Genomic DNA, 12393 nt, shown 5'->3' with positions numbered 1-12393 from the left:
CGCATGAAATGGGATGGACACACGCATACCGAGTTTTGTCCGCATGGTTCTGGGGAGGAAGTGGAGCGTTTCATTATTCGAGCAATCGAATTAGGGTTTGATAGGTATTCGATCACCGAACATATGCCACTTCCGGCTCATTTTAATCAGCAGACAGCAGGGGAGCGGGAGGCTTATGAGACGGCGAGCATGGCGATGAGTGATTTGCCGTATTATTTGAAGGAAGGGGCGCGGCTGAAGGCAAAGTATCAGCGCGATATTCAAATTAAGGTCGGTTTTGAAGTGGATTATTTGGCGGAATTTGAGGCTTTTACGCGCGATTTTTTGAATGAATACGGGTCGCAATTAGATGATGGCATTTTGAGTGTGCATTTTTTGGAAGGTCAAGGCGGGATACGCGCGGTTGATTTTAGTGCGGCAGATTACAAAGCGGGGATTGTCGAATTTTACGGCAGCTTTCGGGCGGCTCAAGTGGCCTACTTGGAACAAATTAAAGCTTCAATTTTGGCGGATTTAGGGGCATTCAAACCGAAGCGGCTAGGGCATATTTCGCTTTGTCAGAAGTTCAGGCACGCGTTTCATACGGAAACAGATCTTCCAAATGATTTAATGTTAGATGTGTTAGAACTTGTACGAGATAGTGGTTATGCGCTTGATTACAATACGGCGGGTCTCTTTAAGGTGGATTGCCGTGAAACGTATCCGCCGACCAAATACGTGAAACAAGCGAAACGCTTAGGCATTCCGCTTGTATATGGATCAGATTCACATGCTGTTTCTGATGTTGGACGTGCTTACTCGGTTTTTTCTGAAAATTTGTCATAGCTTGCTGTTTGAATTTTTAAGCCAGAGGTATGCATAATTTTGTTCTTCTCTTTTTTCCAAGTGCCTTTCACGACACCGTTTTGAACGACAATTGGCCGAAAGAGACCATTTTTTGTAATAACCTCATGCTTTAAATCTTCTGGCAAGTGCACGGAGCGGTCGCGGTAGCTAATAAGCCATTCATCAAAGCCAGCAAGCAAGAGGGTATGGTCAGTAGCCATTTTTTCCGTCTCGGGATAAAAATAAAAGTCGCCATCTTGTACGAGTTCGCCGCCTAAATTTGCGAGCATTTTTTTAATGGTTGTTTGCGGAAGTCCGCTCCACCAATTGAAATCTTGAATGGTCGCCGGACCGCGGCTTTTAAAATAAATTCGTCCGAGTTCTTGAAGTGCCTCATCAAAGGTAGCGTCTGTTCGGTAGGGCTCTAAAAATTCTGTATTTTGAAAGGTATTAGAATTCGCGTGGAAAACTAAAATATCATCTAAATTTGCTCTTGCAATCAGTTGTGCAAGTGGGATGCCAGAATTTGGTAAGCCAATTCCTTCAATACTCTTTGCTAGTTCTGTGCGCGTTTTTGGTCCATCAGCAAGTTGCTTTTTAAGTTCAGCATTACTTCGCTCAAAATCGCTTTCTGGAATGCCTAATCTTTTCCAATAACCGCGAAAAATTTTTAGAGTCCGCTCTCCGTAAACTTGTTTGAGTAAAAAATAATCAACTGGTCGCATCGCATGAATCGTCCCGCGAAAAGCCCATGCGCGAATAATTTGATTTTCTGAGAGCGCCTGTTCAATTTCCATTCGACTCGGATTTTTTGTTCGACTTGCAATGGCATAAAGCATTTGGTCCCGATTTTGTGCTTGCATCGCTCCGAAATAAGCGACAACCTCATCTGGTTTTTCAAAAGGCGCTAAAATCCGCTGTGCGCCTGTCCGTAAGTGAATTAATTCTGAATTTTTCATTTGCAGCACTCCTTTTTTTAAGAATAGGCAAATCACAAAGAAAAAGCAACTCAAAAGAGGGCATTTTCATGGTGTTTAATCCGTTTGTGTATTTCGATGTTGTCAATTTGGCGAATGGAAACATTGGCGCGAAACTTGGAAGTAGTTCAATAAATATCATTACTGGTGCAGGCGTTTTACTAGCGTATACGGTCGTTTGTCAGCTCTTCATTTTTAAGTTGTCGACAAACGAAAAACTAATTTTAAACAAATAAATAGACTTTGAAAAAATCTCAAAGTCTACTCGCGTTATTTTCTAAACAACAAAGATAAAGTAAAGGATAAAGAGGGCCATCATCACGTACATAATCGGATGAACTTCTTTGTAGCGACCTTTTAGTACCATCGTGATAGGGTAGAAGATAAAGCCAATCGCAATCCCCGTAGCAATTGAAAATGTTAAAATCATCATTAAAATAACGAAAAAGGCTGGAACAGCAACCTCGAATTTTGACCAGTCAATATGTGCCACATTTCCAATCATTAAAATACCTACAATAACAAGCGCTGGCGTTGTGACGGCACTTGTAATCACACCAAGTAGCGGTGAGAAGAAAAGTGATAAGGAGAAACAAATCGCAACCACAATCGCTGTAAGTCCTGTTCTACCGCCGACAGCAACACCAGCCGTTGACTCCACATAACTTGTTGTGGTGGAAGTCCCAAAAATCGCCCCGACAACTGTCGCAACAGAGTCAGAAAAAAGCGAGCGTCCCGCACGAGGTACTTTATTGTCCTTTACAAAGCCTGCCTGATTCGCCACCGCAACGAGCGTACCCGCTGTATCAAAGAAATCAATGAAAAAGAACGTTAAAATGACAATCAACATTTGGGGAGTAAAAATGTCACCAAGATGGATAATCGCCTGCCCGAATGTTGGTGCTACGCTTGGTACTGCGGAAACAATTTGATGCGGCACCTCGATTTGACCGACTAGCATGCCAACAATGGCGGTAGTCGCCATCCCAAAAAAGATAGCGCCCTTCAAATTAAGTGTCATATAAATAACTGTAATAATAATGCCAAAAACTGCTAGTAAAACGGGTGCGGAGTGGAGATTGCCTAGAGCGACGATAGTCGACTCATTCGCTACAATAATACCCGCATTTTTTAATCCTAGAAAAGCAATGAAAAAACCAATTCCGGCACCGACGGCATATTTTAACTCGGCGGGAATAGCGTTAATTACCTTTTCGCGAATGCCTGAGATGGTTAAGCAAATAAAAACGAGTCCAGAAACAAGCACGCCTGAAAGTGCTGTTTGCCAAGGGATTCCCCACTGGGCACATACCGTGAAAGCGAAAAAGGCGTTTAAGCCCATCCCAGGTGCTAGACCAATTGGGTAATTCGCAATTAGACCCATGAGAAGTGAGCCTACAACAGAAGCGAGCACCGTCGCTACGAAAACCGACTTTAAATCCATCCCTGTTGTGTGTAGCATTGTTGGGTTCACGAACAACACATATGCCATGGATAGAAATGTTGTTAGCCCCGCTAAAATTTCTGTTCTTACATTTGTTTTGTTCTCACGAAGTTTAAAAAATTTGTCCATTAAAAAAAGCCTCCCTGTTTTATCTCATTTCGAAAAAGGGCGAGCTAAAAAAATACGGGAAAACTTCCTATGTATTCATTCCGCTCGTAGTCGGGTCATTTACGGTAACCCGGTAGAAACATCCGAACCCTATTTTCGGACATATACGATATCTTTTTATTTTAGAGGAAAAAAGGGGTTTTGTAAATATTAATTTTAAGAAGGCTGAAGAATGTAGTTTTCGTATCTTTTTAACCAAAAGAAATGACGGAGCATAAAAATACAGATAATTCTTTAAAGTGCTCTAAAAATGGAATAAAAATCCGATTTTGGCTATTCACGACAAAAATCCAGCATTTCAGGGTATTTTTGACTTTGTGATAAAGTTTCATGATATTATTATTTTGTAGCATAATTAAATTACAAAAGGGAGAGATAGGAATGTCAATTTTAACTAAGCGACAATATTGGAGGGTTATTACTAGTTCTTTTTCTAATGCCACTTTCTGTTAAAGCAAGTGAGAACACAAATCTACCTCAGACAAAGGAAATATTTTATGAGGTGAATAAAAACTTATCAGAGGAACAAGTGGAAGAGAGATTTAATGGTATTTCCGAAAAGTATAGTGAAAGTGTCCCATTTTCGAATGAAGACGCAGAATTTGTTGTACATTATGGGAATCAAGATACTAAAGTAGTAAATCTAGAACCAAAAGCTAGTAACGGGAGACCATTATTAAAGGGGATTAACTTTTACAAAGGTACAAATAGCAAATCGTTCAATAAATCAAAAACTTCATTAGGTGTTAAAGTTACTTTTTCTGGAACTATTACAAGTCATTTGAACTCTATAAATCCGGGAGATCAATGGTATTCTGGAAGACATCTGCTAAAATAAATAGTGGGAGTTCCAAAGTATTAAAAATAAAGTCTGTGGTTACACAAAACACATATGGTTTGATAGGAAACAGTGGAACATATATAGGCTTAGTTCATAAGTCTTCGTTAACGAGTACAACTAATAAGGCAAAAGCTACATCGAATTATTTAGACCAAAAACGTAAGTACTCCGCACTGCTTGTTACCTACACTTATACAACTACATATGTAGATGTAACTACAAAGTCTGGAACCTTTAATTTATATGGTGTATAAGAGGTGATTATTTGGGAAACTTTAGTATAGTAGGTGCAGTTTTATTATTGGCTATCATAGCAGCAGTTGTCTACATTGTGGTTAAAATAGTTAAAAAGCTAGTTAAAAAGTGACTTTGAGACAAGCTATTATAGTCTATATAGAAAAAATTCAATTAAATAAATAAGCGAAAATCCTGGAATAGGCATTTAAAAAATACCTATTCCAGGATTTTTGCTTATTTCCCATGTTGATTTTGAATCCTGTCCATAGAACAGAGTTCAAATATGGAAATTTTTTTGTTAGTATCCACGACTAGTTTGATTATTCTGTCCACTTGTATAAATAATATAAGAAGAGAAAAGTTTATCTATTTCAAAATGAGGATTATGATAAAGTCGGTGAAATGGGCTGTTAATCAAAAATTTTAACATAGAAGGTCGATAACAGTTGGACAATTAGTGCTATACCGACAAATAATTACTATATATCAAGTTAATGACAAAGTAAATTTGAGTAATAAAAAATCAATTCAAAGATTCAAATGAAATTACGTGAAGAAAAGAACATTGTCGAAGCCTACACAGGAACAACAACGATATTGATAAAATTATTGTTCTCAAGTAACCAAAAATCATCAAAACATATCCTAGAAATAAATTCAATGAAAGTGGTGATTAAAATGAAGAAAAAACCATTTTTAATATCCATATCAGGAATTTTGCTAGTTATTCTCATAATAGTGACCTATCAGTATTTCAGCAATAAAAACAATTTTGTCGCTATGGTCAAAGTTCAGGATACTGTATATGTGGTGACGAATGAGCCAACTAAGAGTTCAGATGCCACTAATCAAGTAGACACTGTTAAGAAAAAAGTTAGCAAAAACCAAGAGCCAGCTAATAATTTCGAATCTAATCAGTTGGAGGAAGGAACTGCTATATTCGCAAGAAAAGAGGGAGAAGAGTTTCCAAAAACGATTTTATATAAACTTTTAAATAAATTAGTTTATACTTTTACGGAAATCATGTATAATAAAAGAAAAAATGAACTGGAGGATTTCAAAATGAAATATACATTTCCTGAAAATTTTTGGTGGGGTAGTGCGGCATCTGGCCCGCAAACTGAAGGTGCGGCAGATGTGGATGGTCGTAAGCCGAGCATTTGGGATTACTGGTATAGTAAAGAACCAGGACGCTTTTTTAACGGCGTAGGCCCAGCTAACACTTCTAACTTTTATTACCAATATAAAGAAGATATCGCACTTATGAAAGAAACGGGACACAATTCATTCCGTACATCGATTCAGTGGTCGCGTCTTATTCCAGATGGTATTGGCGAAGTGAATCCAAAAGCAGTTGATTTTTATAATCGAGTTATCGATGAAATGATTGCACAAGGTGTGACACCATTTATGAACCTATATCACTTCGATATGCCGATGTCAATGCAAGAAAAGGGCGGTTTTGAATCACGTGAAGTTATTGACGCATATGCCACTTTTGCAGAAACTTGCTTTAAGCTTTTTGGCGACCGCGTAAAACATTGGTTCACATTTAACGAGCCAATCGTGCCTGTTGAAGCTGGCTATTTATATGATATGCATTATCCAAACGTTGTGGACTTCAAACGTGCCGTGCAAGTAGGCTTTGGCACAACGCTCGCACATGCAAAAGCCGTCAAAGCTTATCACGGATTAAAGCAGGACGGAAAAATCGGCATTATTTTAAACTTGACGCCGTCTTATCCGCGTAGTCAAAATGAAGCGGATCTTCGTGCAGCTCACTTGGCAGATTTGATTTTTAATCGCAGTTTCCTTGATCCAGTTACACTTGGCGAATTCCCGAAAGACCTAGTCGAGTTACTTCGTGAGAAAGATTTCTTACCAGATTACACAGAAGAAGACTTAACTACCATCAAGGAAAACATTATCGATATTTTAGGCGTCAATTATTACCAACCGCGCAGAGTAAAAGCGAAAGAATATATGCCACATCCTGATGCACCTTTTGTCCCGGAACATCTGTTTGACAATTACGAAATGCCTTACCGCAAAATGAACCCGTACCGCGGCTGGGAAATTTATGAGCAAGCCATTTACGATATTGCCATCAACATTCGTGATAACTACAACAACATTCCTTTCTTTATTTCGGAAAATGGGATGGGTGTTGAAGGCGAAGACCGGTATCGTAACGCTGAAGGCTACATTCAGGATACGTACCGAATTGAATTCATCCAGTCACATTTAAAATGGCTTCATAAAGCGATTTCCGAAGGCTCCAATTGTTTAGGCTATCACCTATGGACATTTATGGACTGCTGGAGCTGGGCAAATGCGTATAAGAACCGTTATGGATTAGTCGAAGTGAATCTAGATGACAATTACAAACGGACAATAAAAGCATCTGGTAAATGGTATAAAACGCTTGCTTCTGAAAACGGATTTGAAGCTTAATTTCATTTCATGGTAAAATGATGAAAAAAGTCTCAAAATGAGGTGTCTGAAATGGCAGGAAACCAAACAAAATATAGCTTTATCGCAGAAGAAATAAGAACCCGCATCAAAAATCAAGAGTACCCGCTTGATAAGCCCATTCCAGATGAAATGACGCTCGCAAAGGAATTTGATTGTAGCCGAATGACAATGAAAAAAGCGCTTGAAGTTTTGGTGCTCGAAGGTCTGCTTTATAGAAAGCGAGGACACGGGACATTTATCATTAAATCTGCACTTGATGCCGAGCGTTTACACATTCAAAGTCAAGAAGTGAACGGCTTTACAAAACTCGTGAACGGTGAAAAAGTCGATACCGTCATCCTCCGCTTTGAAGTTATTTTCCCAGATGATAAAATCGCCGAAAAACTTCATGTGGAAAAAGAAACGCCAGTTTATGAAATCTTACGCGTTAGAAGTGTCGCTTCCGAGCCCTATGTCATTGAACACACATTTATGCCCGTGCAAATTGTGCCCGGTTTAACAAAAGAAATTTTAGAAGGCTCCATTTACAGTTACATTCAAGATAAGCTAAACCATAAAATCGCGAGTTCCTACAAACAAATTCGTGCGGATAAATCAAATGAACTGGATCATAAATATTTAAAATGCCAACAAGACGATCCTGTGATGGACGTCGAGCAAACGGTCTATTTAAATAATGGTGTCGCGTTTGAATACTCTATTTCAAGACACCGCTATGACAAATTTGTGTTTACAACAGTGAATATTTCGCGGAGATAGAAAAATTTAAAACCGCCCCCAAAATAAAATTTTGGGGGCGGTTTGTTTTACGGGCACACAATGAATTAAGGAATACTAAATTGCTGCTGCGGGAAATAAAAAAATCAAGACTCGCCTATTTTAGCCCCAGAAGAAGAGTTCTTATTAATAGTAAACCAGTAAACTACGCCTAAAACAAATAGGGCAACGATAGAAGACAAGTACATGACGGAGTAATTGCTGAAAGTAGCGATGATACTCAATCCGAAGCTACCGGTAGCCATCCCCAAGTCCATTCCTGAGAGAAAAGTTCCGTTTGCTGCACCAATTTTGTCCGGTGCGGCACGTTCGACGGCTAGCGCTTGTAAAGCAGGCTGTGTCATGCCGTAACCTAGTCCGAAAACTAATGCGGCGACAAAAAGTGAAAAAGCATTCCATGCAAATGAAAGAAAAATTAATCCTACTATCATAGCTAAAACACCAGGAATAATAACGAATTTATGCCCTTTCACATCATAAAGCCGCCCAGCGAAAAAACGACTGATTAGAATTGTAATGGCTTGGCCTAAAAAATAAATCCAAGTATTGGAAACATGAATTTCACTTCCATATACCATCATGAAAGTTTGAATGCCACCAAGAGGGATAGCAAGGAGGAAACATAAAAAGGCTGGGAGTAGAGCGGATTTTTCAATAAATGAAGATTTTGTTTTAGAAATGATGTTATTCTTTTTTAAATGAATTTGTGAAAGTAGTATCAAATTTGCGCATAAAAATATTAAGGCAAAAGTAATTAAAAAATTAAAATCAAATTGATTGATAATGATAATAGCTAGAATCGGAGCAACAGACATTCCTAGTGCTGTAGTTAAGCCATAAAACCCAATTCCTTCTCCTATTCTCCTTGGCGGAACTAAAGACGAAACGCCAGTAGCAATAGAGGTTGTACTAATTCCCCAGCCAGCTCCTTGTAAAAGCCGAATCATTAAAATTAGAACTACCATAGATGAAAAATAAAAACTAAAAGTCGATACAATTAAAACAAATATGCCAATTAAAATTAAAATTTTTGACCCGACACGGTCATTCCAACTTCCTGAAATAGCACGTGTGAAAAGTGCGACAATAGAGAAAAGTCCTACGGAGAGACTTGCAGAAACTTCGGAGCCGCCAAGTTCAATAATTCGAGCTGGCAATGTGGGCATAAAAACCATAAAGCCAATATATAGGAATAGACTTCCTATTAGTAGAAATATATAATCTTTTGTCCATAATTTGTTGCTTTTATCCAAAATAATCCCTTCTTACTTTAAGTTTTGATTGATTTGAAGCATAATTTTTTGCCATAGTTTCAAATCATCTGAGTTGATATGACGAAATATAGTTTTACAAGTATCTTCCACAACATATCGTAATTGATTTGCTTCAAATTCCCCTTTTTCTGTTAAATTAATATGTGTCTTCCGACGATCCTCTGAACTAGTTTGGCTTGTCACAAGTTCTTTTCTTACTAATACATCGATGATACGGTTAACAGTTGGCGTATCCTTTTGAACAAGTAGAGCTAACTCTTTTTGTGATAGTGGCTGTTTCTGCTGAATCACGTTTAAAACAGACCATTGTTCAGGCGTAACGTTAAATTCTGACAAGTTTCTAGTTAAGTATAAATGCATGTTTTTAGCCATCACTGTTGTATGAAAAGTAAGATCATCAAATTCCTCGCGCAAAGTAAACACTCCAATCTCCATATAATTGTCATAACAATCATTGTTGTAACAATTATATAAGAAATAACCGTGAAAAGTCAAGTTTCCCCGTGTGTGCATCCCGTTCTAATGACTTATATGCTATACTAAAAAAGGATACATAAGTCAACAAAGAGGTGATGCAGATGATTAAAATTCAAATTAGCGAAAGCGAATTGCGCGCCCATGCCAGCGAGCTACGGGAGGCAAGCGGAGGGGCACCTTATCATCCGTGGGGTTCAGGAAATATGAGCTATTCCTATGCCAACTCCATCAATGATTTCCGAACCGCGATCATGGAATCAATTGAGATGATGCACCAGTTTTCCGAGCTCGCGGACAAAGATGCGGCACGTTTAGAGAACATGGGCGAAGCGTTCGTAAAACAAGATCGAGCGGTAGGACAAGCCATCGAAGGAATGGGGCTGCGCTGATGGATGCGAAAAGCGAGCGAAACACACAAGCCCTACTGGATTTACGAAAGCAAGAAAGCGACATGGAAAATGTTTTACATACCCTTCAAAATCAACAAAACCAATTGGAATGGCTGGAAGAAGACCATGTGCGCGTCAAGCAGGAACAAGAGGAACTGCGTGAACTTCTGCGTGAGGCTTGGCAAGGGGAGCGCGCTACGGGTTTCCATTTGTATACCGAAGAGATGCAGTACGAGGAACAACGGGACTGGCGGCAAGGGATTGAGAGAGAAACCACGGATGTTACAAACCAAATAACGGCTTCTAAACAGACTTTACGAGAGCTAGAAGCGGCGCAGGCCAAACTTCGAAAGGAGTTGTCCTCATGAGCCGAATAGATATTGCCGAAGTACGTGCCTTTCAACAAGCGTTACAACAAGCAAATGCAACCATGCGTGCCCGTATTCAAGCGGTACAAGCAAGTGCCTTGCGGTATTCAGGCGACTACTTTTTAGACGGACAAGCTATTCAAGCTTCCCAGCAGTATTTTCGCGAAACCTACCAGACGGTAGGGGGAAGTTTACTTGACATTTTAGATACGAGTGAAGCCCTTTTGGAACGCTATTTGAATGACTTTAGTGCCCAAGTAGATGACTCTAGAAACGCCAGAGTCGATGCAGAATTACTAGGCATAGCTGCCGAGAAAGCGCGAAGTATCCGCCGAAAACAAGAAGATTTGAAGCGGTCTCTTACGGCACAAACAGGCGCTTCTCAGGAAGGACGCGTCCAACAGTTACGGCTAGACCTAGTTAACGCGGTGGAAGAAGAAAAAATTTTGGAGAACTATTTACAATTTGAGCAAAGTCATACCCACTTTTTCCAAGAACTTTTAGGTCTTGTGATGACCGCACAAAGAACGATGCGGCAACTCTTGCAGGACGTCCAATTTAACGCCCAAACAGGAAGCTATACATATCCAAAAGGCTATACCCAGTCGATAGAAGGGTTGAAAAAACGACTTGATGCCATTCGCGGCGTAGACCCAAAACTAGAAAAAGCGCTAAAAGCGTATCAAGTTTTGGCAGTGGTGTATTATGATGCTCACGGAAAACCGCAAGTGATGTGGCTGCTTGAACAAAACGGAGTTGGCGTGAGTGACCCGAAACTAAAAAAATACTTAGAGAAAACCGGGAAATACTTAGATCCAAGCGACTACCAAATTATCACAAATGAGGATTTAAACCAAAAAATCAACCAAGCGTGGAAAAAAGGCACCTATTATATGGACGGCACGAAATACACAGGTATGGCTGGTGGAACGCTCCGCGCATCAGCATATGTGGAGTCTGTGAAAGGCACGTTGGATGAAAGCGGACTTACAGATGTAGTGATGGGGTTAGGTTTGAGTACCGCAGCCATTCGGGGGAATATGACATTTGGGAAGGTTGGTGGAGCTAACACAGTTGAATACGGAGAACATATTGGGAAAATTGGTAACAAAAAAATCTTAAAACCTAATGTAAAATATATAGATGGGAATGAATATAAATATACAACTGATAATGTTGGACGAATTAATAATGCCTCTGGAGAATTAAATTTAGGTCAAGGCACTAGAAATCCATATGCTCAAAGAACAGTGGGCGGAACAGATAGATTACCTACTGATGATGGTGGACACTTAATTGCTTCTCAATTTAATGGGTCTGGACAAATAGATAACCTTATTCCACAAAATAGTGGTATTAACAGAGCTGGTGGAGAATGGTACAATATGGAAAAGACTTGGTCAGATGCATTAAAATCTGGTAGTAAGGTTGAAGTAAATATTAAACCTAACTATACATTAAATTCTGTTAGACCAGACAGTTTTAATGTAGAATATTGGATAGATCGAGAAAAATTTATTAAATCTATTAAAAATCCCTAATGAAAGAAGTTGAGATAATGGAGCAAGAACTAGGAATACTCTACAATAAACTAGCACAAAAAATTATTTCGATGATTCCAGTTGACTGGAGTCAAATATATTATCTTGGTGAAGTTGAGAAAAATCAAATGAGTTGGTCTTCTGTATTTTATTTTGAAGAAATTAATTCAAAGAAATTTGTAAAGTCTCACAATATACCGGAAAGTTATATGGTTTCTCAACAAATGTATGATGATTTGTTGACAGAACTTAATTCAATATTACTGAAAATAAATAAATGTTTTGAAGAAAATGAGCAACCACTATGGGATCAATTGAGCTTTTCTTTAAACTCTAATGGGAAATTTAATGTGGATTTTTTGTATGATAAAATATTGGATGATGATGGTGGACAAGCAAAAAGAGAGGTTGTCTGGGCTTACAATAGTTTTGGGTTTAAGCCGAAAGAAGGAACTTTTACACGTAAATTATTAGATTCTTATTTAAGTGAAAAGTAACTACTAAGATTATGAGAAAGAAAATACTTAGAAATTTAAAGATACTATTTTTCTAAATTCAGAGAATAAAGTAGAAAAGATTTGGAGTTCAAGATAAACTAAG

At 38.7% G+C, this 12393-nt stretch carries 13 protein-coding genes and 1 riboswitch; of the genes, 9 read left to right on the top strand and 4 right to left on the bottom strand.

Annotation, left to right across the window (positions count from 1 at the left end):
- Positions 1-3: 3 nt before the first annotated feature.
- On the top strand, positions 4-825 hold the full coding sequence (hisJ, locus tag R8923_RS07235) for a histidinol-phosphatase HisJ (RefSeq protein WP_485872101.1): 822 nt from the start codon (positions 4-6) through the stop codon (positions 823-825).
- Here the strand turns inward: hisJ and R8923_RS07230 are convergent.
- A complete protein-coding gene (locus R8923_RS07230; RefSeq protein WP_485872100.1) occupies positions 795-1784 on the bottom strand; it encodes a winged helix DNA-binding domain-containing protein in 990 nt (329 codons plus the stop codon). The two genes, hisJ and R8923_RS07230, sit on opposite strands and share 31 nt — an antisense overlap.
- A 68-nt stretch (positions 1785-1852) precedes the next feature.
- On the opposite strand from R8923_RS07230, the gene R8923_RS07225 reads away from it, so the two are divergent.
- Positions 1853-2038, top strand: coding sequence for a hypothetical protein (locus R8923_RS07225; RefSeq protein ID WP_485872099.1), 186 nt, complete (start codon positions 1853-1855; stop codon positions 2036-2038).
- Positions 2039-2079: 41 nt separating this feature from the next.
- Here the strand turns inward: R8923_RS07225 and R8923_RS07220 are convergent, their stop codons facing one another.
- Entirely contained in the window at positions 2080-3375 is a 1296-nt protein-coding gene (locus R8923_RS07220; protein WP_485872098.1) for an NCS2 family permease, read from the bottom strand.
- A 67-nt stretch (positions 3376-3442) separates the two neighbouring features.
- A riboswitch (purine riboswitch) is annotated at positions 3443-3544 on the bottom strand.
- Between the two features lie 399 nt (positions 3545-3943).
- On the opposite strand from R8923_RS07220, the gene R8923_RS07215 reads away from it, so the two are divergent.
- The 3 genes from R8923_RS07215 (at position 3944) to R8923_RS07205 (ending at position 7726) form a co-directional block, all read left to right on the top strand.
- On the top strand, positions 3944-4252 hold the full coding sequence (locus R8923_RS07215) for a hypothetical protein (protein ID WP_485872097.1): 309 nt from the start codon (positions 3944-3946) through the stop codon (positions 4250-4252).
- Positions 4253-5554: 1302 nt separating this feature from the next.
- Entirely contained in the window at positions 5555-6946 is a 1392-nt protein-coding gene (locus R8923_RS07210; RefSeq protein ID WP_485872288.1) for a glycoside hydrolase family 1 protein, read from the top strand.
- 51 nt (positions 6947-6997) lie between these two features.
- Positions 6998-7726: a GntR family transcriptional regulator gene (locus R8923_RS07205; protein ID WP_485872096.1), complete on the top strand. Its 729-nt coding sequence runs from the start codon at positions 6998-7000 to the stop codon at positions 7724-7726.
- A 104-nt stretch (positions 7727-7830) separates the two neighbouring features.
- On the opposite strand, the gene R8923_RS07200 is transcribed toward R8923_RS07205, so the two are convergent.
- A complete protein-coding gene (locus tag R8923_RS07200) occupies positions 7831-8997 on the bottom strand; it encodes an MFS transporter (RefSeq protein ID WP_485872095.1) in 1167 nt (388 codons plus the stop codon).
- A 12-nt stretch (positions 8998-9009) separates the two neighbouring features.
- Entirely contained in the window at positions 9010-9432 is a 423-nt protein-coding gene (locus R8923_RS07195) for a MarR family winged helix-turn-helix transcriptional regulator (RefSeq protein WP_485872094.1), read from the bottom strand.
- A gap of 164 nt (positions 9433-9596) precedes the next feature.
- Here R8923_RS07195 and R8923_RS07190 point away from each other — a divergent pair, with 164 nt between their 5' ends.
- Genes R8923_RS07190 through R8923_RS07175 form a run of 4 tightly spaced genes read left to right on the top strand, consistent with a single transcriptional unit; the run spans position 9597 to position 12290 of the window.
- On the top strand, positions 9597-9884 hold the full coding sequence (locus tag R8923_RS07190; protein ID WP_485872093.1) for a DUF3130 family protein: 288 nt from the start codon (positions 9597-9599) through the stop codon (positions 9882-9884).
- Positions 9884-10252, top strand: coding sequence for a hypothetical protein (locus R8923_RS07185; RefSeq protein ID WP_485872092.1), 369 nt, complete (start codon positions 9884-9886; stop codon positions 10250-10252). The genes R8923_RS07190 and R8923_RS07185 overlap by 1 nt, the downstream gene beginning before the upstream one ends.
- On the top strand, positions 10249-11793 hold the full coding sequence (locus tag R8923_RS07180) for a DNA/RNA non-specific endonuclease (RefSeq protein WP_485872091.1): 1545 nt from the start codon (positions 10249-10251) through the stop codon (positions 11791-11793). The genes R8923_RS07185 and R8923_RS07180 overlap by 4 nt, the downstream gene beginning before the upstream one ends.
- 17 nt (positions 11794-11810) lie before the next feature.
- Positions 11811-12290 (top strand): immunity protein YezG family protein, encoded by a 480-nt coding sequence (locus R8923_RS07175; RefSeq protein ID WP_485872090.1) that lies wholly within the window; start codon positions 11811-11813, stop codon positions 12288-12290.
- Positions 12291-12393: the final 103 nt, after the last annotated feature.

Source organism: Listeria tempestatis (assembly GCF_963575625.1).
Taxonomy (GTDB): domain Bacteria; phylum Bacillota; class Bacilli; order Lactobacillales; family Listeriaceae; genus Listeria; species Listeria tempestatis.
The sequence above is the reverse complement of the archived record's forward strand: the minus strand, read 5'-3'. Positions and strand labels throughout refer to the sequence as shown.